The organism is Amycolatopsis sp. NPDC050768 (assembly GCF_040654155.1).
Lineage (GTDB): Bacteria > Actinomycetota > Actinomycetes > Mycobacteriales > Pseudonocardiaceae > Amycolatopsis.
The window spans coordinates 688,114-709,519 of sequence record NZ_JBFAHL010000001.1 but is presented as its reverse complement, the minus strand read 5'-3'; the positions used below and the strand labels follow the sequence as shown (position 1 = coordinate 709,519).

23 protein-coding genes are annotated in these 21,406 nt (G+C 70.7%); 15 read left to right on the top strand and 8 right to left on the bottom strand.

All coding sequences use genetic code 11. From position 1 onward, the window contains the following. The first annotated feature begins 2 nt into the window (after positions 1-2). Complete coding sequence (ccsB, locus tag AB0H62_RS03615; RefSeq protein WP_220245960.1) at positions 3-980, top strand: c-type cytochrome biogenesis protein CcsB; 978 nt, start codon at positions 3-5, stop codon at positions 978-980. A gap of 89 nt (positions 981-1,069) precedes the next feature. Then, on the top strand, positions 1,070-2,443 hold the full coding sequence (locus tag AB0H62_RS03610; protein WP_360583910.1) for a MinD/ParA family protein: 1,374 nt from the start codon (positions 1,070-1,072) through the stop codon (positions 2,441-2,443). Between the two features lie 112 nt (positions 2,444-2,555). Here the strand turns inward: AB0H62_RS03610 and AB0H62_RS03605 are convergent, their stop codons facing one another. Both AB0H62_RS03605 and AB0H62_RS03600 read right to left on the bottom strand, forming a co-directional pair. Beyond that, complete coding sequence (locus tag AB0H62_RS03605) at positions 2,556-2,741, bottom strand: hypothetical protein (RefSeq protein ID WP_220245962.1); 186 nt, start codon at positions 2,739-2,741, stop codon at positions 2,556-2,558. A gap of 154 nt (positions 2,742-2,895) precedes the next feature. Next, positions 2,896-3,108, bottom strand: a complete 213-nt coding sequence (locus tag AB0H62_RS03600; protein WP_072474890.1) for a BldC family transcriptional regulator — start codon at positions 3,106-3,108, stop codon at positions 2,896-2,898. Between the two features lie 375 nt (positions 3,109-3,483). Between AB0H62_RS03600 and AB0H62_RS03595 the strand changes: the two genes are divergently transcribed. The 3 genes from AB0H62_RS03595 to AB0H62_RS03585 are packed head-to-tail and all read left to right on the top strand — an operon-like array spanning position 3,484 to position 5,353. Next, positions 3,484-3,957 (top strand): Lrp/AsnC family transcriptional regulator, encoded by a 474-nt coding sequence (locus AB0H62_RS03595; RefSeq protein ID WP_220245963.1) that lies wholly within the window; start codon positions 3,484-3,486, stop codon positions 3,955-3,957. Positions 3,958-3,968: 11 nt separating this feature from the next. Then, the gene (locus AB0H62_RS03590; protein ID WP_220245964.1) at positions 3,969-4,280 is read left to right on the top strand and encodes a DUF4229 domain-containing protein; all 312 of its coding nucleotides are present in this window, start codon (positions 3,969-3,971) and stop codon (positions 4,278-4,280) included. After that, on the top strand, positions 4,277-5,353 hold the full coding sequence (locus AB0H62_RS03585; RefSeq protein ID WP_220245965.1) for a PLP-dependent cysteine synthase family protein: 1,077 nt from the start codon (positions 4,277-4,279) through the stop codon (positions 5,351-5,353). The genes AB0H62_RS03590 and AB0H62_RS03585 overlap by 4 nt, the downstream gene beginning before the upstream one ends. A 48-nt stretch (positions 5,354-5,401) precedes the next feature. Here AB0H62_RS03585 and AB0H62_RS03580 read toward each other — a convergent pair whose 3' ends face one another. Genes AB0H62_RS03580 through AB0H62_RS03565 form a run of 4 tightly spaced genes read right to left on the bottom strand, consistent with a single transcriptional unit; the run spans position 5,402 to position 8,580 of the window. Next, positions 5,402-6,271: a 1,4-dihydroxy-2-naphthoate polyprenyltransferase gene (locus tag AB0H62_RS03580; RefSeq protein ID WP_220245966.1), complete on the bottom strand. Its 870-nt coding sequence runs from the start codon at positions 6,269-6,271 to the stop codon at positions 5,402-5,404. Positions 6,272-6,305: 34 nt separating this feature from the next. Next, a complete protein-coding gene (locus tag AB0H62_RS03575; protein WP_354884518.1) occupies positions 6,306-6,437 on the bottom strand; it encodes a hypothetical protein in 132 nt (43 codons plus the stop codon). A gap of 51 nt (positions 6,438-6,488) precedes the next feature. After that, the gene (gene menE, locus AB0H62_RS03570; protein ID WP_220245967.1) at positions 6,489-7,640 is read right to left on the bottom strand and encodes an o-succinylbenzoate--CoA ligase; all 1,152 of its coding nucleotides are present in this window, start codon (positions 7,638-7,640) and stop codon (positions 6,489-6,491) included. Positions 7,641-7,656: 16 nt separating this feature from the next. Beyond that, positions 7,657-8,580, bottom strand: a complete 924-nt coding sequence (locus AB0H62_RS03565; RefSeq protein WP_220245968.1) for a 1,4-dihydroxy-2-naphthoyl-CoA synthase — start codon at positions 8,578-8,580, stop codon at positions 7,657-7,659. A gap of 96 nt (positions 8,581-8,676) precedes the next feature. Here AB0H62_RS03565 and menD point away from each other — a divergent pair, with 96 nt between their 5' ends. Beyond that, positions 8,677-10,353 carry a 2-succinyl-5-enolpyruvyl-6-hydroxy-3-cyclohexene-1-carboxylic-acid synthase gene (menD, locus tag AB0H62_RS03560; protein ID WP_360583905.1) on the top strand — a complete coding sequence of 559 codons (1,677 nt, stop codon included), beginning with the start codon at positions 8,677-8,679 and terminating at the stop codon, positions 10,351-10,353. A gap of 3 nt (positions 10,354-10,356) precedes the next feature. Here menD and AB0H62_RS03555 read toward each other — a convergent pair whose 3' ends face one another. Further along, positions 10,357-11,085: a phosphotransferase gene (locus tag AB0H62_RS03555; protein WP_220245970.1), complete on the bottom strand. Its 729-nt coding sequence runs from the start codon at positions 11,083-11,085 to the stop codon at positions 10,357-10,359. Between the two features lie 136 nt (positions 11,086-11,221). Between AB0H62_RS03555 and AB0H62_RS03550 the strand changes: the two genes are divergently transcribed. Both AB0H62_RS03550 and AB0H62_RS03545 read left to right on the top strand, forming a co-directional pair. Next, entirely contained in the window at positions 11,222-12,739 is a 1,518-nt protein-coding gene (locus tag AB0H62_RS03550) for a M1 family metallopeptidase (protein WP_360583903.1), read from the top strand. A 119-nt stretch (positions 12,740-12,858) separates the two neighbouring features. Beyond that, positions 12,859-13,332, top strand: coding sequence for a DUF3592 domain-containing protein (locus AB0H62_RS03545; protein WP_220245972.1), 474 nt, complete (start codon positions 12,859-12,861; stop codon positions 13,330-13,332). A 202-nt stretch (positions 13,333-13,534) separates the two neighbouring features. Here the strand turns inward: AB0H62_RS03545 and AB0H62_RS03540 are convergent, their stop codons facing one another. Then, positions 13,535-14,377: an inositol monophosphatase gene (locus tag AB0H62_RS03540; protein ID WP_220245973.1), complete on the bottom strand. Its 843-nt coding sequence runs from the start codon at positions 14,375-14,377 to the stop codon at positions 13,535-13,537. A gap of 176 nt (positions 14,378-14,553) precedes the next feature. On the opposite strand from AB0H62_RS03540, the gene AB0H62_RS03535 reads away from it, so the two are divergent. From AB0H62_RS03535 to AB0H62_RS03505, 7 genes are all read left to right on the top strand, one after another. Then, the gene (locus AB0H62_RS03535) at positions 14,554-15,672 is read left to right on the top strand and encodes a glycosyltransferase family 1 protein (protein WP_220245974.1); all 1,119 of its coding nucleotides are present in this window, start codon (positions 14,554-14,556) and stop codon (positions 15,670-15,672) included. 3 nt (positions 15,673-15,675) lie between these two features. Then, on the top strand, positions 15,676-16,779 hold the full coding sequence (locus AB0H62_RS03530) for a glycosyltransferase (protein WP_220245975.1): 1,104 nt from the start codon (positions 15,676-15,678) through the stop codon (positions 16,777-16,779). Between the two features lie 400 nt (positions 16,780-17,179). Further along, positions 17,180-17,878 carry a demethylmenaquinone methyltransferase gene (locus tag AB0H62_RS03525; protein WP_220245976.1) on the top strand — a complete coding sequence of 233 codons (699 nt, stop codon included), beginning with the start codon at positions 17,180-17,182 and terminating at the stop codon, positions 17,876-17,878. A gap of 1 nt (position 17,879) precedes the next feature. Beyond that, positions 17,880-19,172 carry a geranylgeranyl reductase family protein gene (locus AB0H62_RS03520; protein WP_360583899.1) on the top strand — a complete coding sequence of 431 codons (1,293 nt, stop codon included), beginning with the start codon at positions 17,880-17,882 and terminating at the stop codon, positions 19,170-19,172. 483 nt (positions 19,173-19,655) lie between these two features. Further along, on the top strand, positions 19,656-20,072 hold the full coding sequence (locus tag AB0H62_RS03515) for an NADH-quinone oxidoreductase subunit A (RefSeq protein ID WP_220247327.1): 417 nt from the start codon (positions 19,656-19,658) through the stop codon (positions 20,070-20,072). A gap of 4 nt (positions 20,073-20,076) precedes the next feature. Beyond that, positions 20,077-20,625: an NADH-quinone oxidoreductase subunit B gene (locus AB0H62_RS03510; protein ID WP_220245978.1), complete on the top strand. Its 549-nt coding sequence runs from the start codon at positions 20,077-20,079 to the stop codon at positions 20,623-20,625. 5 nt (positions 20,626-20,630) lie between these two features. Beyond that, positions 20,631-21,398 (top strand): NADH-quinone oxidoreductase subunit C, encoded by a 768-nt coding sequence (locus AB0H62_RS03505; RefSeq protein ID WP_360583897.1) that lies wholly within the window; start codon positions 20,631-20,633, stop codon positions 21,396-21,398. Positions 21,399-21,406: the final 8 nt, after the last annotated feature.

Sequence of the window (21,406 nt, the reverse complement as noted above, 5' to 3'; positions counted from 1 at the left end):
GCATGCAGATCAACGAGACGTTGTCGCAGTACAGCGACTGGTTCTACACCACCACGGTGGCGATCTATGTCCTCGCGCTCCTGCTCTCGCTGTTCGAGCAGGCCTTCGGCGCGAAGGGCCGCCAGGCCCACGCGCGCAGCGCGCAGAAGTCGCTGGTCGGCGCCGGCGGGCCGGTGATCGAGGACGCCGACAACCCGGCTGAGCCCGAGGCCCCGCGCGAGGTCGGCCGCGCCGAGCGCATCGGCCGCATGGGTGCGTCGCTGCTGGTGCTGGGCGCGCTGCTGCAGCTCACCGCGATCGTGCTGCGCGGCCTCGCCGTGCACCGCGCGCCGTGGGGCAACATGTACGAGTACGGCATGGCGGTCACCTTCATCACGGTGGTCGCGTGGCTGATCGTGATCCGGAAGTTCCCGGTGCGCCACCTCACGGGCTTCCTGCTGCTGCCCGTCGTGATCCTGATGTTCATCAACGGCACGCTGCTCTACACGGTGGCCGCGCCGGTCGTGCCCGCGCTGCAGTCGTACTGGCTCTACATCCACGTGTCGGCCGCGATCATCGGCTCCGGCGTGTTCCTGGTGCCCGGCGTGGCGAGCGTGCTCTACCTCTTCCGCACCGCGTATGACCGCAACCCGGCCAAGTTCCCCGGCTTCGGCCCGAAGCTCCCGGCCGCCGACGTGCTCGACCGCATCGCCTACCGCGCCACGATCGTGGCGTTCCCCATCTTCACCTTCGGCGTGCTCTGCGGCGCGGTGTGGGCCGAGGCCGCGTGGGGCCGGTTCTGGGGCTGGGACCCGAAGGAGACCGTCGCCTTCATCGCGTGGGTCGTTTACGCCGCCTACCTGCACTCCCGCGCCACCGCGGGATGGCGCGGCACGCGGGCGGCCGTGATCAACATCGTCGGTTTCGCGGTGACGATCTTCAACCTGTTCTTCATCAACCTGGTGACTGCCGGACTGCACTCCTACGCAGGGGTGAACTGACCGGGGGTCCACGCGGTTCGTAACACTCCACCCGACTACCGTCGATACCTGAGGATCCAGCAGGCGGTGCGATCGGGAGGTTGGCAGCGGTGACCGGACCCAGCGAAGAGGCGGCCACCCGGGCGGAGTCCGGCGGTGTTCCAGGGCAGCCCGAGCAGGCTCAGGCACAGCCCGAACCCGCTCCGGAACCGGCGGCCGAACTGTTCTCCGACGAACGCACGGACTCGACGCCGCACCCGTCCGCGGACGCGTATGAGGCCCAGCCGACTCAGGTCGTGGCCTCGCCCAACCCGAACTCGGGCCCGCACGCCGTGCCGGGTCAGCCCGTCGCGCAGGCGGCCCAGCCGGCGCAGCCCGGCCAGGTTCCGCCCGGGTACGCGCAGCAGCAGTACGACCAGAACCTTCCGCCGTTGCAGCCGCAGCAGCAGTACCCGCCCGCGGGTTACCCGCAGCAACCGCAGCAGCAGCACCCGCAGCAGCAGCAACCGCAGCAGCAGCCTTCGGTCCTGCCGCAGCCGGGCGGCCGGCACTCGGCCGTGCCCGACGACCTGACCACCGCGCACTTGGTGAAGCAGGCGAAGCGCACGCCGCAGTCCGGCTGGCGCAAGGCGCTGTTCGTGGGCACCGGCAAGCTGCTCAACCCCGGCGAAAGCCCGGCCGACACGCGCCGGCGCGAGCTGATCGCGCGCGTGAACCAGCCGCTGCGCGGGTGCTACAAGATCGCGATGCTGTCGCTCAAGGGCGGCGTCGGCAAGACCACCACCACGACCACGCTGGGCTCGACCTTCGCCTCGCTGCGCGGCGACCGCGTGGTGGCCGTGGACGCGAACCCGGACCGCGGCACGCTGTCGCAGAAGATCGCCATCGAGACCACGGCGACCGTGCGGCACCTGCTGCGCGACGCCGAGAAGATCACCCGCTACAGCGACGTCCGCTCGTACACCTCACAGGGTTCGAGCCGGCTGGAGATCCTCGCCAGCGAGCAGGACCCGGCTGTGTCGGAGGCCTTCTCCGAGACCGACTACCGGCGCACGGTCAACCTGCTGGAGCACTTCTACAACATCGTGCTCACCGACTGCGGCACCGGCTTGATGCACTCGGCGATGAAGGGCGTGCTCGACGTCGCCGACTCACTCGTGGTCGTCTCGTCGGGCTCGGTCGACGGTGCCCGCAGCGCCTCGGCCACGCTCGACTGGCTCGAGGCCCACGGCTACGGCGACCTGGTGAAGCGCTCGGTCGTGGTCATCAACTCCGTGCGCCCGAAGGGCAGCTCGGTCGACCTCGACAAGCTCTCGGCCCACTTCGGCGCGAAGGTCCGCGCCGTGTGCCGCATCCCGTTCGACGCGCACCTCGAGGAGGGCGCGGAGGTCGAGCTGGAACGCCTGGGCGGCGACACGCGCCTGGCGCTGCTGGAGCTGGCGGCGACGGTGGCCGACGGCTTCGGGGCGCAGCAGTACCGCTGAGCCAAGACCGCTGATTCAGTACCGCTGCTCGGTACCACGGAGCCCGGTTCGTAAAGCGTTGCGAAAGCGCCCCGGCCGCACGTGCTGGGGCGCTTTTACGTCTTGCCGGCGCTCAGGCGTCCGGGTCGTCGGTGGGCCGCTTGCGCTGCTGCTCGCCGAGCTTGCGCAGGAAGTCGGGGTCGTCGTCGGGCGCGAGGGTGGGCCGCCGATCGGGCACACCGATGCGTTGCGCGCCGAAGGCCCGCCACAACAGAACGGCGATGGTGATCGCGCCCACCGCTGCGAGCAGAGCAATCATGCCCGGTCCTTCCGTCGTGCAAGGCCTTGCCGGTTCCCCAGGTTAGCCCCAAAACGCCGCGCCGGCCCGAACCCCGGGTACGACGAAGGGTCGTGACCGGTAAGAGGTGCGGGAAGTCACCTCTTACCACTCACGACCCTCTCGTCGCGGTGGTTCAGGCCTTGCGGGCCGGTTCGCTCGCGTCGGTGGTGAGCTCGGCGAGGAGCTCGTTCACCTCGGACTCGCGGAACCTGCGGTGCCCGCCCGGGGTCCGGATCGAGCCGATCCGGCCGGCCGTGGCCCACCGGGTGACCGTCTTCGGGTCCACCCGGAACAAGGCGGCCACCTCTCCCGGGGTGAGCAACCTTCCGCCCATCGTCGCGGTCATTTTCCGCCTCCTTAACGACCTACTTGCTATACCGGAGGCATCGGGCCTTTCGCCCGTCGCGCCGGGGTAGCCAACGCGGCAATCGTGGCACTTCACCCGTCGGGTACTCGAACGGTTGTCCTTGAGTAAAGAGCCCTTAAAGTGCAAAAGGGACATAACCTCTGGCGTCCTCCCGTGTGTGAAGTCCTTGTTCAAATGGCTCTGACCAGGAGGTTTTCTTCTGCGGAGCGGCGGCCTCAGGTAAAGACGCGCCAAAGGGGCATCGCGGGCGATAGCGGCCATCGGCGACGTTGTGACGCAGTAGACACTCTGTCCGTTGATCCGGGCGTCTTACCTTCCCTGCGACCGGCGCGGGCCGCGAAGCATAATGAGCCGGTGGATCAGCTGGACCGGAAGATCATCGCGGCGTTGCGGGTCAACGGCCGGGCCACCTACGCCGACCTCGGCCGTTCCGTCGGTTTGTCGGCCTCGTCGGTGCACGAGCGCGTGGGCAAGCTCGAGGCCGCGGGGGTGATCACCGGCTACCACGCGATGGTGGACCCGGGCACCGTCGGTCTGGGCGTCACGGCGCTGGTGGGCATCCACCCGACGGACACCGCCACCGACGAGGACGTGGCCACCGCACTCGGCGAGCTCGCCGAGGTGGAGAGCTGCTACGCCGTGGCCGGCGACGAGGCGTTCGTGGTGAAGGTGCGCGTGTCGACCGTCGACGAGCTGGAGCACACACTCGGGCGGCTGCGGCGCATCCCGGGCGTCGGGCGCACCAACACGACGGTGGTGCTCTCGACCCGCTTCGAGGGTCGCCCGAACAACGCGGGCCTGGACGAAGAGGCCGAGAACAAGGCGTAGCCTCCCTTGATGTGAGCGAATCGCCGGAACCCGAATCGCCGGAAAACCTGCCCCGTGACCTGACGCTGTACCTGGTCGCGCGCTTCGCGCTGGTGGCCGTGGTCGCCTGGGTGCTGTCGCTGGTCGGGGTGCCGCTGCTGGTGTCCCTCCTCATCGGGCTCGTCGTGGGCCTGCCGCTGGGTCTGCTGCTGTTCCGCAAGCTCAACGCGCGCGTGACGGCCGGGCTGGCCAAGCGCAACGAGTCGCGGGCTCGTGCGCGGGCCGCCCTGCGCGCCCAGTTGCGCGGCGACCTCCCGTCGAACCCGGGCGACGAGGCCGCGTGAGCAGGCTCCACAACCGGGCCTGGGTGCGTGAGGCCGTCCGCATCATCGAGGCCGACGCGAACCGCAGCGCCGACACCCACCTGCACGTGTTCCCACTGCCCCAGGAATGGGGCGTCGACCTTTACCTGAAGGACGAGTCCGTGCACCCCACGGGCTCGCTCAAGCACCGGCTGGCCCGGTCGCTGCTGCTCTACGGCCTGGTCAACGGCCAGATCGGCCCGGACACCACGCTCATCGAGGCCTCCAGCGGCTCGACGGCGGTGTCCGAGGCGTACTTCGCGCGCATGCTGGGCCTCAAGTTCGTGACCGTGGTGCCGCGGCGCACGAGCAAGGAGAAGATCGCCCTCATCGAGTTCTACGGCGGCGACTGCCACTACGTCGACCGCGCCCCGGACATGTACCCGGAGGCCGAACGCCTCGCCGCCGAGTGCGGCGGGCACTACCTCGACCAGTTCACCTACGCCGAGCGCGCGACCGACTGGCGCGGCAACAACAACATCGCGGAATCGGTGTTCGCGCAGATGCGCGCCGAGCGGCATCCGGTGCCGTCGTGGATCGTCGTGGGCGCCGGGACGGGCGGCACGAGCGCGACGTTCGGGCGGTACGTGCGGTACAAGCGCCATACGACCAAGATCGCCGTGGTGGATCCGGAGAACTCGTCCTTCTTCAGTGCCTGGGAGACCGGGGCGCTGGACTACTCGACGGGGATGCCGTCGCGGATCGAGGGGATCGGCCGGCCGCGGGTGGAGCCGTCGTTCGTGCCCGGGGTGATCGACGAGATGTTCTCGGTGCCGGATGCCGGGTCGCTTGCCGCCATCCGGTTGTTGCGGGACCACACGGGGCACTGGGCCGGTGGGTCTACGGGGACGAACCTGTACGGCGCGTTTTTGCTGATCTCGCGGATGATCGCCGAGGGGCAGGCCGGGTCTGTCGTCACGTTGTTGTGTGACGGTGGGGATCGGTATGCGAACACGTACTACTCGGATGAGTGGTTGGCGGAGCAGGATCTCGATATCGCGCCGTATCGGGCGAAGTTCGATGAGTTTCTGCTGACCGGTCGGTTTGAGGGGTAGGTCCGCGTCCGTGCAGGTCCTCGCAGGGGCGTGTTGCGTGGGTTGTGGCTAGAACGCCAGCGCCACCGCGCTGAGGACCGCCCAGGCGAGCATGGCCAGGCCCGTGTCGCGTAGGGCCGGGATGAGTTCGCGGCCCACTTTGCCGCCGCCGACCGCGCGGACGGACTTGAGCAGCATGGGTGCCGTGACCAGGGCGATGAGCAGCAGCGGGTGCCAGATGCCGAGGACCACGGTGAGCACGTACGGCACCGTCACCAGTGCGAGGTACAAGCGGCGCGTGCCGCTGTCGCCGAGGCGGGTGGCGAGGGTGCGTTTGCCCGACTCGATGTCGGTGGGGATGTCGCGGAGGTTGTTGGCCGTCAGCACCGCCGTGGAGAAGCAGCCGACCGCGACGGCGCAGCCCAGGCCGGCCCAGCTGACGCGCCCGGCCTGCACGTAGACGGTGCCCAGCACGCCGGCGAGGCCGAAGAACACGAAGACGGCGATCTCGCCGAAGCCGTAGTAGCCGTACGGCTTCTTGCCGCCCGTGTAGAACCACGCGCCGAGGATGCAGACGCCGCCCATGATCAGCAGCCACCAGAAGCCGGTGAGGGCCACGAGCAGCAGGCCCAGCACGCCGGCCAGGCCAAGACACACCAGCGCCGCCGCGAGGACGGCCTTCGGGGCGGCCGTGCCGGAGCCGACGAGGCGCAGCGGGCCGACGCGGTTCTCGTCGGTGCCGCGCACGCCGTCGGAATAGTCGTTGGCGTAGTTCACGCCGATGATCAGAGCGAGCGCGACCAGCAGCGCGAGCACCGAGCGCCACCACGAGAACGCGTCCAGCGCGATCGCCGCCCCGACGCCCGCGACCACCGGCGCGATCGCGTTGGGCAGCGTCCGCGGGCGGGCGCCTTCGATCCACTCACTCACTGTCGCCATGGTCGTTATTCAACGCCATGCGATCTTCACCCGATCAGGAACCCGTGACCTGCCACGTGAGGGTCCCGCTGCTGTTCGGCTCGTCGGCCGACGCGGCGCCCGCGCCGATGACCAACCCCACCGCAAGAGCCACGACCGCCACGGCAGCCTTCGTCCACCTCGTCATACCCCGAGGCAACCGTGATCACTGGCACCCTGTCAACGATCCGGCGGGATTTCACGCCGTCCGGAGGGCGAACAGGGCTTTGACGGCTGCCCGGTCGATCTTCCCGGGGCCCCGCAACGGCAATTCGGCCGTGAACTCGACCTGCTTCGGCGTGGCCGCGGCGCCCAGTTCCTCGCGGACGACGGCGCGCAGCGTTTCGCCCGCGACCGGTCCCTCCGCGACCACCAACGCGACCACCGCTTCACCCCACTGGGGGTCCGGGATCCCGACCACGCAGACGTCGCGCACGCCCTTGATCGCCCCGAGCACCCGCTCCACCGACCCCGCCGACACCTTCACGCCGCCGGTGTTGATCACGTCGTCCGCGCGGCCGAGGACCTCGACGCGGCCGTCGTCGAGCAGCCGCCCGCGGTCGGAGGTGCGGAACCAGCCGTCCTGGAACGACTCCTCGGTGAGTGAAGGCGCGAGCCGGTAGCCGTGGGCCAGCACCGGCCCGGAGATCCGCAGCCGCTCGTCGGCGTCCGGCTCGACACGCACCCCGTCGAGCGGCACCCCGTCGTAGACGCAGCCACTCGCGGTCTCGCTCATGCCGTACGCGGGAACGATCCGCACGCCGGCCTCGACAGCCCGCGTACGCAGCGTCGCCGACGTCGCCGCAGCGCCCAGCACGATCCCGTCGAACGCGCGGGCCGCGGACAGCCCGGCCCCGCCGTCGTCGAGCAGCCGGACGAGCTGCGTCGGCACCAGCGCCGTGTACCGCGGCCCGTCCTCGGCCAGCACCGGCGCGGCGGCGGCGGCGAACTCGTCCGGCCGGAAGCCCGCCCCGGTCAGGAAAGCGGCTTTCGTGCCCGCCAGCCGCGCGCGGACCAGTACCTGCAGGCCGCCGATGTAGTGCGCCGGCGTGGCGAGCAGCCAGTGGCCCGCGCCGCCGAGCCGCGCGTGCGTGGCAGTGGCCGACGACGTCAGCGCGCCCGGCGAGAGCAGCACGCCCTTCGGCGCGCCCGTCGACCCGGACGTGGCGATGATCACGGCCGTGTCCGGTTCGGCCGGGGTGTCCGGCGCCATCGCCTCGAGCACGCCGGGCGCCGCCGGGTCGGCCGAAGACAGCGGCAGCACGGCCTCGCCGCCGTCCAGCGCCGCCGCCACGGCCGTGTCCAGGGCGGACACCGCTTCGGCGCTCCCGTCGAGCCACACCACACGCACAAGGTCTCCCGGTGGATCAGTAGTAGTACGGGACGTCGGACCAATCCGGGTCCCGCTTCTGCAGGAACGCGTCGCGGCCTTCCACGGCTTCGTCCTGCATGTACGCCAGCCGCGTGGTCTCGCCGGCGAAGAGCTGCTGGCCGACGAGGCCGTCGTCGATCGCGTTGAACGCGTACTTCAGCATGCGCTGCGCCGTCGGGGACTTGCCGACGATGGCCCAGCCCCACTCCAGTGCCACCTTTTCCAGATCGGCGTGGGGGACGACCTCGTTCACCGCGCCCATGTGGTGCATCTGCTCGGCGGTGTAGTCGCGGCCGAGGAAGAAGATCTCGCGCGCGAACTTCTGCCCGACCTGGCGGGCGAGGTAGGCGGAGCCGTAGCCGGCGTCGAACGAGCCGACGTCGGCGTCGGTCTGCTTGAAACGCGCGTGCTCGGCGGAGGCGAGCGTGAGATCGCACACGACGTGCAGCGAGTGCCCACCGCCCGCGGCCCAGCCGGGAACGACCGCGACCACCGGTTTCGGCATGAACCGGATCAAGCGCTGGACCTCGAGGATGTGCAGCCGGCCGGCGCGCGCGGGGTCGACCGTGTCGGAGGTCTCCCCACTCGCGTACTGATACCCGGAGCGTCCGCGAATACGCTGGTCACCGCCGGAACAGAACGCCCAGCCGCCGTCCTTGGGCGACGGCCCGTTGCCGGTGAGCAGGACGCAGCCGACGTCGGAGCTCATCCGGGCGTGGTCGAGGGCGCGGTAGAGCTCGTCGACCGTGTGCGGGCGGAAGGCGTTGCGGACCTCCGGACGGTCGAACGCGACGCGGACCACCCGTTTGCCGGAGCGGCTCTCGGCGGAGCGGTGGTAGGTGATGTCGGTGAAGGCGAAACCTTCGACCTCGGTCCACGCGGCGGGGTCGAACAGCTCGGAAACTCGGGCGTCATCCACGTTTGGGAGAATAGGACCTGTGGACATCTCTGCTGAGCCTGATGCCGCCTCCGCGGGAGGTAGCGCGTCCGTGGGCGATTTACCCGGAGCCTGCCGGTGAACCCCTCCACCGCGCAGGCCAGGGTCATCGTCGACGAACTGGTCCGCAACACCGTGTCCCACGTCGTCCTCTGCCCGGGTTCGCGTAACGCGCCGCTGTCGATCGCGCTCTACGACGCGGCCGCGGCCGGCCGACTCCAGCTCCACGTGCGTATCGACGAGCGCGGTGCGGCGTTCCTCGCGCTCGGCATCGCCGCCCGCACGGGCCGGCCGTCGGCGGTGGTCTGCACCTCCGGCACGGCGGCAGCGAATTTCCACCCGGCCGTGCTTGAGGCCGACCGCGCGGGCGTGCCGCTGATCGTGCTCACCGCCGACCGCCCGCCCGAGCTGCGCTCCGCCGGCGCCAGCCAGGTGATCGACCAGTACCAGCTCTACGGCAACGCCGTGCGCTACTTCGACGAGCTGGCCGTCGCCGAGCGGCGCGCCGGCCAGAACTCCTACTGGCGCAGCCAGATCTGCCGCGCCTGGAACGCCGCCTACGGCGAGTGGCGCAGCGGCCCGGTGCACCTGAACATCCCGTTCCGCGAGCCGCTGGTGCCGGACCTCGACGATGACGGTGAGTGGTACGAGTCCACCGAAGGCCGCGCCGACGGCGAACGCTGGACCGAGCTCCCCGACTTCGGCGCCCTGCCGTCCTTTGTGGTCCCCTCGGCCCGCCACGGCCTTGTGATCGCGTGCGACACCGGCGTGCAGGCCGCCAGCGAGTGGGCCGAGCAGCACGGCTGGCCGGTGGTTTCGGAGACTGGTGGTTTGGGCCTGTCCGGCTCCACGGCCATCTCGTCGGGCGCGTGGCTGCTGGGCGTCGAGGAGTTCATCTCACACCACAAGCCGGAGCAGGTTCTGTGCCTCGGCCGGCCGACGGTGTTCCGGCAGGTCCAGAACGTGCTCTCGGACCCCGCGGTGGAAGTTCTGCTGGTCCGCCCCGACTCCGACTGGCCCGCGCCGGCGCACAACGTCCGCCAGGTCGGCCAGTGGTTCGCCGAGCCCACGAAGCCCGCGGACCCGGAGTGGCTCGCGGGCTGGCAACGCGCCGACGCGGCTGCTGCCGCGGCCGTTTCTCTCGCTCTGGCCGAGGAGCCGTGGCCCAGCGGGTTGAGCGTCGCTTCGGAGCTGGTGGACGCCCTGCCGCAGGGTGCTCTTCTGGTGGTGGGTTCGTCGAACCCGACCCGCGATGTCGCGCTGGCCGGGACCCTGCGTCCCGACGTGCTCGTCCACCGCAACCGCGGCGTCGCCGGCATCGACGGCACGGTCTCCACGGCCATCGGTGCGGCCACCGTGCACCGCGCGCCTTCGTACGCTTTGCTGGGCGATCTGACTTTCTTGCACGACGCTTCCGGCCTGCTGACCGGTCCCGCCGAGCAACGTCCGGACCTCACCATCGTCGTCCTCAACGACGACGGCGGCGGGATCTTCTCGCTGCTGGAACAGGGCGCACCCGAGCACGCGGACAGCTTCGAGCGCGTGTTCGGCACTCCCCACGGCGCCGACCTGGGCGCGTTGTGCGCGGGCTACCGGGTGCCGCACGTGGTGGCCTCTTCGGTGTCGGAGTTCCGCGCCGCGTTGAAGCCCGCGCCGGGCCTGCGGGTCGTCGAGGTGCGCGTGGACCGCTCGCGCCACCGCGACCTGCACGCCCGCCTGCGCAAGGCCGTGGCCTCGGCCGTCGGCAACGGCTGAGGTTCAATCCAGCGCGGTCCGCCACGCGTCCTGGTGGGCGTCGAGGTAGTCCGCGGTCGCGAGCCAGTAGGGGCCGTCCTCACGCCAGATGCGCGACCACGGCTGCGCTGCGGCGTTCGCCCGCAGGAAGCCGTGCATCGCGCGGGCGCGGCGGCCAAGCGCGGCCGGAAGCTCGGCTCGTTGGCGCTCGTCGAGGCCGTAGCCGTCGGTGAACGCGCGCAGGCGGGCGGCGGATTCCGCGACCGGCCGGTCGGCGCGCAGGTCCGCCCCGGTCTGCGCGGTGTAGGCGAGATCCCACACCGTCGACGCCGGCGCCGCGCAGTCCCAGTCGATCAGCACCCACCCACGCTCGGTGCGCACGATGTTCCACGGCGCGACGTCGTTGTGGCACACGAGTTCTTCGCGGTCCGGCGGGATGAGCCGCTGCCAGGCCGCGCCCGGCGGCGGGACGAATCCGGCCAGCGCCTGGTGCAGCTCGGCCAGCGTCCGGCCGAGGTCGTGCAGGTCGCCGGGGGAGTACGGGCCGCCCACCTCGCCCGGCACGAACTCCAGCACCTGCCGGCCGCGCTCGTCGCGCCCGAGTGGCCTCGGCGCCGCGCGGAACCCGACCGAACGCAGGTGCGCCAGCACCGCGTCCACGGCCTCGGTCCACGGCCCGGCCGGGCGCCGCACCGTGGCGCCGACGCGGACGACGCCGCTCGTCACGTTCCCGATCAGCGGTTCTTCTGTCACACGATCGAGAATCGTGGCCTCGTCAAGTGATTACCTCCCGGAGTCCCAGCGGGTAAGAACCTCCCAACGGACGTACCTCGCAACTCGAACCCTGGCTACGTTCGAGCGCGTTGATCACCGTCTGGGAGGAAACGCCATGCGTGGAAGAGGTCGGGCCGGGCTCGGGTTGGTCGCGGCGGGAGTGGTGTCGGTGCTGGTCGCGGGGGTGGCGTCGGCCGCGCCGCAGCCGGGGGCGCCGGGGGTGGGTGATCCGTACTACCCCAACGCCGGCAACGGCGGCACCGACGTCCTGCACTACGACATCCGCCTGACCTACCAGCCGGAGACCGACCGGCTGGCGGGCACGACGACGCTGCTGCTCACCGCGACGCAGGACCTGTCGCGGTTCGACCTCGACTTCGCGCTCAAGGCCAAGAGCGTGCTGGTCGGCAACGAGGCCGCGACCTTCGCCAACCAGAACGGCAACGGCGAGCTCGTCATCACCCCCGCGCACCCGCTGCTCAAGGGCCAGACCACCACCGTCGTCGTCGCCTACGACGACACGCCGTCCACCGAGGCCGTCGACGGGCTGCACGGCTGGAAGCACGGCGCGTTCGGCGCGCTGGGCGTCGACGAGCCGCAAAGCGCGCAGTGGTGGTTCCCCTCGAATGACCACCCCACGGACAAGGCCACCTACGACGTCAGCATCGAGGCGCCGGACGGCAACGCGGCCATCACGAACGGGACCCTCGTGCGCAAGACCCAGTCGCGCGCCGGCTGGACGCGGTGGAACTGGCGCAGCACGAAGCCGCAGGCCACCTACCTGACGTCGTTCGTCGTGGGCAAGTACGAGGTGAACCAGTCGACTACGCCGGACGGCAAGCCGTTCATCACCGCGTACGGCTCCGACCTCGGCGACTCCCTCTACGCGGCCAAGGCGAGCGTCGAGCGGACGCCGGAGATCGACGCGTTCCTGGCCACGCAGTTCGGGCCGTTCCCGTTCGAGGCCGAGGGCGGCGTGGTCACCAGCGGCATCACGTTCTCGCTCGAGAACCAGACCCGCCCGACCTATGGCCTGAAAAACTTCCTCAACGGTTCCAACACCACGCTCATCGCCCACGAGAACGCCCACCAGTGGTTCGGCGACAACGTCTCGCTCGGCAAGTGGAGCGACATCTGGCTCAACGAGGGCTTCGCGTCCTACGCCGAATACCTCTGGTCCGAACACGAGGGCGAGGGCACCACGGCCGAGCTCGCCCAGTACGCCTACGACTCCTACGCCGCCGACGACGCGTTCTGGCAGGTCCTGCCCGGCGACCCGGGCGAGGAGAACCAGTTCGACGGCGCCGTCTACGACCGCGGTGCGATGGCCCTGCAGGCCCTGCGCACCACCGTCGGGGACGACGCGTTCTTCGCCATCCTGCAGAAATGGCAGGCCACGAAGGCCGGCGGCCACGGCGTGATCCCGGAGTTCGAGGCGCTGGCCGAGCAGGTGTCGGGCAAGCCGCTGCAGGCGTTGTTCCAGACGTGGCTGTTCACGAAGGGCAAGCCGGCCGTCGGTCCGAACGGCGCTGCCGCTCGGGCTGCGCGGTCGGCCCACGCTCTGGTCAAGCCGAAGTCCTACGACCAGATCCGGGCCAACCACCGCATGCTCGCCGCCGCGGGGGAACGGTGAGGCACTACTGTGCCGATCGTTACCAATCCGACCACAGTCACGGCCGAATGGCTTCGTAGCAACGGTTACGTGCCGAGTGGGGGTCGGCCTACTTTTGGCCGGATTGGTAACCTCGCGATGTGACGGTCAGGCGTGAGCGGGCGAGGCGCATCGGGTGGTTCGCCGTCCTCGGTGTCGCCTCGCTCCTCACCGTCATGTGCGTGAGCCTGCTCTTCGCGGCCATCCGCAACGACAACGCCATCGAGTCCCACCTCGGCACGGCCACGGCCACCGTCGAGTCCGTGAACTTCGACCGCACGATCATCCAGTTCCAGAGCCCGGACGGCATCGTCCACAGCCCGGCCAACGGCGTCCTCTACCCGTCCGGCCTCATGGCGGGCCAGCTCGTGGCCATCGAGTACGACGTCACGAACCCCGACCGCACCGCCCGCGTCGCCGGCCGCACCGCGACGCTCACCCTCCTGCCGCTGGGCACGACCATCCTGTTCACCTGGCTGGTCGCGGGGCCGCTGATGTGGTGGCTGCGCCGCCTCATCAAGCGCGACCGGGCCGCTCGGGCGGCTGCCGAGGTGCCAGAGGTCGCGGTCGCCTGACCCGCGTGGTTCGTCTTGGCCTGCGGCGCTGACCCTCTCGCTGTGTGCCGCGGTCGCTGTGACGCGGTTGTGGCGGCTCCGCCAAGGCGCGCGGTGTTGGCTTCGTGTTCACCCGGCACCGGATTCGCAGCGACGTGATCGCTGCGCGGCCTGATCGAGCGCAGCGTTCAGGCGACCGAGACCCGGCCGCCCGAACGCCGGATCAGGTCGTGGCGACTGTCGCCGTCTCCTGCCACCAGCTCAGGACCTCGTCCGCGACCCCCGGAGCGGCCACGAGCAGGCCGTCCGTCGGCAGCGTCGTGTCCTCGCCGTGCTTGTCCAGCACTACCGCGCCGGCCTCGATTGCCATGGCGACAGAGCCCGCGACGTCCCATTCGTGGTAGCTGTGCAGCACCGCGGCGGCCGCGTGGCCGAGCGCGACCTGCGCGATCGACAGCGCGGCCGAGCCCAGCACCCGCACGCCCGCGTGGGCGGCCGCCGCGCGCTCTATGAAGCCACCCATCCCCGGCCACGGCCCCTTGCGCGCGAGCTCGGTGCAGACGATGGCGCCGGCCGTCACGCGGCGGTCGACGAGCTGGATGGGTTTGCCGTTGGCGCGGGCGCCGCGGCCGCGGGCGGCGGCGTAGATCTGGGCGCGGTACGGGTCGGCGACGACCCCCACCACCGGCCCGGACGCGTCGATCAGCGCGAGGCTGTAGGCGCACCAGGGCACGCCGGCGACGTAGTTGGCGGTGCCGTCGACGGAGTCCACCACCCAGCGGTACTCGGCCACGTCGGCGCCGTGGTCGGCGCCGAACTCGTGGCCGACCACAGGTATGCCGGGGAACTCGGCCGTCAGCACCCGGCGGGTGTGGCGCTCGAGGATGCGGTCGGTGTCGGTGACCCAGTCGAACGGGGAGTCCAGGGTCGAGGGGTGGGCTCCGCGGCCCGCCGTCGCGGTGATCACGTCGGTGGCGTCGTTGGCCAGCCGGCCGGCCACCTCGAGAGCCCTCGAGAGCAGCCCCGGCTCCACGGGCTGCGACGGCCTGGAGGACAAGAGGGTCATGCCTGCTTAGTCTGGGCCGTCCTGGTTTCCGGGACACGACCTTGAGGTGACATGTCGTGGCGAATCTGTTGACGGACTGTGTCCGGAAGCCAACGCTTCGGAGTGTTCGAACACCGTTGGCCGAGCTGTCACGAAGGATTGGTCCGGGTCGCACACGCCGGTGCGACAGTGGCCGGGTGCGAGTCGCCATAGTCACCGAAAGTTTCCTGCCCCAGGTGAACGGCGTGACGAACTCCGTGCTGCGGGTCGTCGAGCACCTGGTCGACCGCGCCCACGACGTGCTCGTGGTGGCGCCGGGACCGGGGCCCGAGTCCTACCGCGGCGCACCGGTCGTCCGCATCCCCGCGCTGGACGTGCCCGGCGTGCACTCCCTGCCGATCGGCCTGCCGACGCGCACTGTGCTCACGGCGCTCAGCGGCTTCCGCCCGGACGTGGTGCACCTGGCCTCGCCCTTCGTGGTGGGCGCGCGCGGCCTGGCCGCGGCGCGGCGCCTGCGGGTGCCGTCGATCGCCGTCTACCAGACCGACATCGCGGGCTTCGCCACGTCGTACGGCTTCGGCATCGGCGCGCGCGCCGCCTGGCGCTGGGTGCGCCGCGTGCACTCGCGGGCCGACCGGACGCTCGCCCCGTCCTCCGACTCCGTCGAGCAGCTGCGGCTGCACGGTGTGCCCCGCGTGCACCGCTGGGCGCGCGGCGTGGACATCGACCGCTTCTCGCCGTCGCACGCTGACCCCGCGTTGCGGGCCGAGCTGGCGCCCAATGGCGAGCTGCTCGTGGGCTTCGTCGGGCGGCTGGCGCCGGAGAAGGAAGTCGACCGCCTGGTGTCGCTGGCCGGCGTGCCTGGCATCCGCGTGGTCGTGGTCGGTGACGGCCCGGAGCTGCCCTCTCTGCGCGAACGCCTCCCCGGCGCCGCCTTCCTCGGCGCGAGGTACGGCGACGAGCTGTCGGTGGCCTACGCGAGCCTCGACGTGTTCGTCCACACGGGACCGCACGAGACGTTCTGCCAGGCCGTCCAGGAAGCCATGGCCTCCGGCCTGCCGGTGCTCGCCCCGGACGCGGGCGGCCCGAAAGACCTCGTCCTGCCCGGCCGCACGGGGTACCTGCTGCCCGCCGACCGCGACGAGTTCGGCCGCGCGCTCGTCGAGCGCATCGACGACCTGCGCGACGCCGCCCTGCGGGCGCGGCTGGGGGAGAAGGCCCGGAAGGTCGTGCTGGGCCGGACGTGGCCCGCGGTCTGCCGGGAGCTGGTGGGTCACTACGAGGCCGTGCAAGACCGGGCCGCGCGCGCGGCCTGAGCGATGCACATCGTCCAGCTGGCGAACTTCTACGGGCCGCGCTCGGGAGGGCTGCGGACCGCCCTGCACCACCTCGGGGCGGGCTACGTCGCCAGCGGGCACCGCGTGACCCTCGTCGTGCCGGGCACCCGGTATGCCGTGGAGACGCTGCCCACGGGCGTGCGGCGGTACTCGCTGCCGGCGCCTCGGATCCCCGGCACGGGCGGTTACCGGGCGGTCGACCCGCATCGCGTGCGGTCTGTGCTGCGGCGGCTTGCGCCGGATCGCCTGGAGGTCTCGGACCGGCTGACGCTGCGCGGGATGGGCACGTGGGCCCGCCGCAATGGTGTTCCCAGCACGGTGATTTCCCACGAGCGTCTCGATCGTCTACTGGAGCAGTTTCTTCTGCCGCGGCCGGTTGCGCGCGGTGTCGCCGACGTCGCCAACCGCCGGATGGCCGCCAGCTACGACACGGTCGTGTGCACCACCGCCTTCGCCCGCGCCGAGTTCGACCGGATCTCCGCGCCCAACGTCCGCCGGGTCCCCCTGGGTGTCGACTTGGCGACCTTCGCGCCCTCGATGCGCTCGGACTCGTGGCGGCATTCGCTGGCCGGTGGCGCGGACGCCCTGCTGGTCCACTGTGGACGCCTGTCTCCCGAGAAACACGTGGAGCGCAGCGTCGACACGGTCGCCGAGCTGACGGAGTCCGGCGCCCGCGTGCGCCTGGTGATCGCCGGCGACGGGCCTCGAAGACGCGCGCTGGAACGCCGCGCCCGCGGCCTCCCCGTGACGTTCCTGGGATTCCTCTCCGGCCGCGACGAGGTCGCTCGCTTACTGGCCACCGCCGACGTCTCGCTCGCCCCGGGCCCGCACGAGACGTTCGGGCTGGCCGCCCTCGAAGCCCTCGCCTCCGGCACCCCCGTGGTGGTCTCCGCGTCGTCCGCCCTGCGCGAAATCGTCCGCCCCGGCTGCGGCGCCGCCGTCGACGACCACGCCCCCGCCTTCGCCACCGCGGTCACCGGGCTCCTGGACAGCCCCGAAGACCTCCGCCGCGCCGCCGCCCGCGCCCGCGCCGAGGAATTCGCCTGGCCCGAGTCGGTGCGGGGGATGCTCGCTGCCCTCGGCTGAGGTTGGTTGGCTTTGGTTAACCTCGGCTGGCTTTGGTTGACCTCGGCAGGGTTTGATACGCCGGGACCAACCTCGCTCGGACCAGTCCACTCGGATTGACCGGGGTCCCGGCCGAGCGCCGGCTTCGCGACCGGTCCCTCCGCACCCACGCCACGGCCACGAGCGGACCGTTCGCTCCGGTTGCTCCGTACGACGGGACCGTTCGCGCTGCGAGGACGAGGGGACCGTTCGTGCCGTCGCGGACGTGCGAGAGGACCGCTCGCACAGAGCCAACCGTCGCGACCGGGCCCCGCCGCCGCGACCCCCGCCCACCCCAGACCCGCCCTCAGCCCAGCCCACCTGACCAGCGCCTCAGCCACCCTCAGAGGGTGAGCTGTCCGTGAGTGTCTAGATTCGAGGCATGCCCCGCGCCAGTCTGGACAAGGATCCGCACGAAGTCGCCGCGATGTTCGACGGCGTGGCGTCCGGTTATGACCGGGCGAACTCGTTCATGACGTTCGGGTTCGACCGGCGGTGGAGGACCACCACGGCGCGGGTGCTGGATGCCAAGCCGGGTGAGAAGGTGCTCGACCTGGCGGCCGGGACGGGCGTGTCGACGGTCGAGTACGCGCGTGGCGGGGCGTGGTGCGTGGCGGCCGACTTCTCGGTCGGCATGTTGCGCGCGGGGCTGCACCGGAAGGTGCCGATGGTCGCGGCGGATGCGTTGCACCTGCCGTTCAAAACCCACACCTTCGACGCCGTCACGATCTCGCTCGCGCTGAGGAACTTCGTCGACACCAAGGCCGCGCTCACCGAAATACTCCGCGTGGTCAAGCCGGGGGGCCGGCTGGTCATCTGTGAGGTGTCGACGCCCACGTTCGCGCCCATCCGGTTCTTCTACCGGCGCTTCATCCTGAAGCTGCTCACGTGGGTCGGCAGCCGCTCGTCGACGAACCCCGAGGCCTACGCCTACCTGGCCGAATCGATGCTCGCGTGGCCCGACCAGCGGGCGCTCGGCGAGATCATCGCGAGCGCCGGGTGGACGGAAGTGGAGTGGCTGAACCTCACATTCGGCGTCGTCGCCATTCACCGCGCGAAGAAGCCCTCCGTAGACTCGTGACATGACGATCTCCCGCCGCAGCCCGGACCACGACGCCGAAGTGATCGTGGTCGGCGCCGGACCGGCCGGTTCCACCGCGGCCACGTACCTCGCGCGCGCGGGGGTCGACGTGCTGCTGCTGGAGAAGACCGAGTTCCCGCGGGAGAAGGTCTGCGGCGACGGCCTCACGCCCCGCGGCGTGAAGCAGCTGATCGACCTCGGCATCGACACGAGCGAAGAGAACGGCTGGGTCCACAACCGCGGCCTGCGCATCCTCACCGGCGACCTCACGCTCGAGCTCGACTGGCCCGACCTCACCAGCTACCCGCCCTACGGCGTCGCCCGCACGCGCCAGGACTTCGACGACCTGCTGGCCAAGACCGCGGTCAAGGCCGGCGCGCGCCTGTACGAGCGCACCACCGTCACCAACGCCATCACCGGCTCGTCCGGCCGCGTGGTCGGCGTCGAGGCGAAGGTCGGCCCCGATAAGACGCCGGTGAGCTACCGCGCGCCGCTCGTGCTGGCGTGCGACGGGGTGTCCGCGCGGCTCGCGCTGAGCGTCGGCATCGAGAAGAACGAGAAGCGCCCCATGGGCGTCGCCGTGCGCCGGTACTACAAGAGCCCGCGCCACGACGACCCATTCATCGAGGGCCACCTCGAGCTGTGGGACCGCTCGGACCCGCGCAACCCGAAGCTCCTGCCGGGCTACGGCTGGGCGTTCCCGCTCGGCGACGGCACGGTGAACGTCGGGCTCGGCATGCTCTCGACGTCCGCCTCGTTCCGCAACACCGACTACCGCGCGCTCCTGCGCCAGTGGCTCGACGGCACGCCCGAGGAATGGGGTTACCGCGAGGAGAACGCCATCGGCAAGGTCGGCGGCGCCGGCCTCCCCATGGGCTTCAACCGCACCCCGCACTACCGCGACGGCCTGCTGCTGCTCGGCGACGCCGGCGGCATGGTGAGCCCGTTCAACGGCGAAGGCATCTCCGCCGCGATGGAGTCGGCGCAGCTCGCGTCGGAGGTCGTCGTGCAGGCGCTCGCCCGCCGCGAAGGCCCTTCGCGCGAGCGTGCGCTGCAGGGTTACCCGCGCGCCGTCGGCGAGCTGATGGGCGGGTACTACCGCCTCGGCAACGTCTTCGCGAAGCTCATCGGCAACCCAAAGGTCATGCACGTGTGCACCAAGTACGGCTTGCGGATCAACAAGATCCTTCCGTTGGTGTACAAGGGACTTTCCGGCTGCTACGACGCCAAGGGCGGCGACGGCGTCGACCGCCTGATCGCGGCTCTCGCCCGCGCCACGCCCAGCCCCCGCTGACCCGAAGCGGCACCCCGGACAACAGACCGAACGACCCCGCTGACGTCCCACGAGCCGGTGCGCCGGTACCCGGCTGGAGCAATGGTTGCCCAGCCGGTCAGGTGGGATACGTCACAAGATCACGTCCGGATTGTCCCCGGCGACCCCGGTGACCAACCCCTTAATCGCTGGTCCCGCGAGTGCGACCCGCGCTGCACTGTCTTGGCCAGGCGGTCAAGTTAGGTAAACCTTATACCACGGCCCCTAGAGACGGCCGTGTGAGTCGCGTCCTACACTCCCCCCATGCTTGTGAATCGCTTCACATCCACGACGAGTGGCTTGTGAACTATTTCACAAGCACCCCGCGGCCCGACCACGGGCCGTAAGGGTGCCCTGACCCTCGGCGGTGTGACCCAGCTCCCTTAGGGTGCCGACGAGGAAGCGGACCACCACCCGAGAAGCAACCCGCAGCGGCGCGGAAAGGATGGCGAAGACCCCGTGCTGATGTTGCCCGTGCTGGCGCAGGCCGACCCCAGTGGAGCTGCGGCCGCGCCTGGCCTGAAGGTGTACCTGCCGCTCGTCCTGTTGTTCGTGCTGGCGCTCGGTTTCGCCACCCTGTCGGTGCTGCTGGGCCCGCTCGTCGGCCCCAGCCGCTACAACAAGGCGAAGCTCGCGGCCTATGAATGCGGGATCGAGCCTTCGCCGCAGCCGCTCGTCGGCGGCGGCCGGATGCCGGTGGCGTACTACATCACGGCGATGCTCTTCATCCTGTTCGACATCGAGATGGTGTTCCTCTACCCGTTCGCAGTGAACGCGAACGCGCTCGGTGTGTTCGGCCTGGTGGAGATCGCTCTGTTCATCGTTACGGTCGGGTTCGCGTACGCCTACGTGTGGCGGCGCGGCGGCCTGGATTGGAACTGAAGCCATGGGCCTCGAAGAGAAACTCCCCAACGGCATCCTGCTGGCCAGCCTCGAGGGCCTGGTCAACTGGGCGCGCAAGAACTCGCTGTGGCCTGCCACCTTCGGGCTCGCGTGCTGCGCGATCGAGATGATGACCGTCGGCGGTTCCCGCTACGACATCGCGCGCTTCGGCATGGAGCGCTTCTCCGCCACCCCGCGCCAGGCCGACCTGATGATCGTGGCCGGCCGCGTGACGCAGAAGATGGCGCCCGTCCTGCGCCAGATCTACGACCAGATGGCCGAGCCGCGCTGGGTGCTCGCGATGGGCGTCTGCGCCTCGTCGGGCGGCATGTTCAACAACTACGCCGTGGTGCAGGGCGTCGACCACGTGGTGCCGGTCGACATGTACCTCCCCGGCTGCCCGCCGCGCCCCGAGATGCTGCTCGACGCGATCCTCAAGCTGCACGCCAAGATCCAGGACGAGCCGATCAACGCCCGCCGCGCCGCCATCCGCGCGGCCAGCGGCGCGCGCACCGAGCTGATCGCCTCGTCGATCAAGTACGCGAAGAAGTGAGCCCGGTGGCCGAAAATCCCGAAACCCCCGAAACCGGTGGCGAGCAGTCCAGCGCCGAGCGCCCCGAAGCCGGCCTCGAGCCGCAGGGCACGACGCCCGCGGCTCCGGTGGAGCCCGTCGTCACCGGCCGCGCCCGCAAGGGCATGTTCGGCGTCACCGGCAGCGGTGACACCTCCGGTTACGGCGGCGTGCGCCTGCCCGCCTACAGCCCGCCCCCGGCCGAGCGCCCGTACGGCGGCTGGTTCGACGAGTTCGCCGACGAGTTCTACGCGGCCTTGGCGGACAACAAGGTTCCGGCCGCGGCGGTTCTGCAGACCACGGTCCACCGCGACGAAATCACCTTCTACGTCGACCGCGAGCACCTCCTGGAAGTCGCCCGCGTGCTGCGCGACGACACCGGCCTGCGCTTCGAGCTGCTGAGCTCGGTGTCCGGCGTGGACTACGGCGTGGACGTGCCTCAGCGCCTGCACTCCGTGTACCACTTCACGTCGATGACCTACCGGCGCCGCATCCGCGTCGAGGTCACCCTCGACGTGGACGACGCGCACGTGCCCTCGCTCGTCGGGCTCTACCCGACGGCCGACTGGCAGGAGCGCGAGACCTGGGACATGTTCGGCATCGTCTACGACGGACACCCGGCGCTGACCCGCATCCTCATGCCGGACGACTGGGACGGCCACCCCCAGCGCAAGGACTACCCGCTCGGCGGGATCCCGGTCGAATACAAGGGCGCGGAAATCCCGCCGCCGGACCAGCGGAGGTCGTACTCGTGACTACCAGC

Coding starts and splice junctions, on each gene's coding strand:
- AB0H62_RS03540 (WP_220245973.1), bottom strand. CDS start 14,377: ATGACCCTCTTGTCCTCCAGGCCGTCGCAGCCCGTGGAGCCGGGGCTG.
- AB0H62_RS03510 (WP_220245978.1), top strand. CDS start 20,077: ATGGGCCTCGAAGAGAAACTCCCCAACGGCATCCTGCTGGCCAGCCTC.
- AB0H62_RS03525 (WP_220245976.1), top strand. CDS start 17,180: ATGCCCCGCGCCAGTCTGGACAAGGATCCGCACGAAGTCGCCGCGATG.
- AB0H62_RS03605 (WP_220245962.1), bottom strand. CDS start 2,741: ATGATTGCTCTGCTCGCAGCGGTGGGCGCGATCACCATCGCCGTTCTG.
- ccsB (WP_220245960.1), top strand. CDS start 3: ATGCAGATCAACGAGACGTTGTCGCAGTACAGCGACTGGTTCTACACC.
- AB0H62_RS03520 (WP_360583899.1), top strand. CDS start 17,880: ATGACGATCTCCCGCCGCAGCCCGGACCACGACGCCGAAGTGATCGTG.
- AB0H62_RS03550 (WP_360583903.1), top strand. CDS start 11,222: ATGCGTGGAAGAGGTCGGGCCGGGCTCGGGTTGGTCGCGGCGGGAGTG.
- AB0H62_RS03515 (WP_220247327.1), top strand. CDS start 19,656: ATGTTGCCCGTGCTGGCGCAGGCCGACCCCAGTGGAGCTGCGGCCGCG.
- AB0H62_RS03530 (WP_220245975.1), top strand. CDS start 15,676: ATGCACATCGTCCAGCTGGCGAACTTCTACGGGCCGCGCTCGGGAGGG.
- AB0H62_RS03580 (WP_220245966.1), bottom strand. CDS start 6,271: ATGGCGACAGTGAGTGAGTGGATCGAAGGCGCCCGCCCGCGGACGCTG.
- AB0H62_RS03600 (WP_072474890.1), bottom strand. CDS start 3,108: ATGACCGCGACGATGGGCGGAAGGTTGCTCACCCCGGGAGAGGTGGCC.
- AB0H62_RS03575 (WP_354884518.1), bottom strand. CDS start 6,437: ATGACGAGGTGGACGAAGGCTGCCGTGGCGGTCGTGGCTCTTGCGGTG.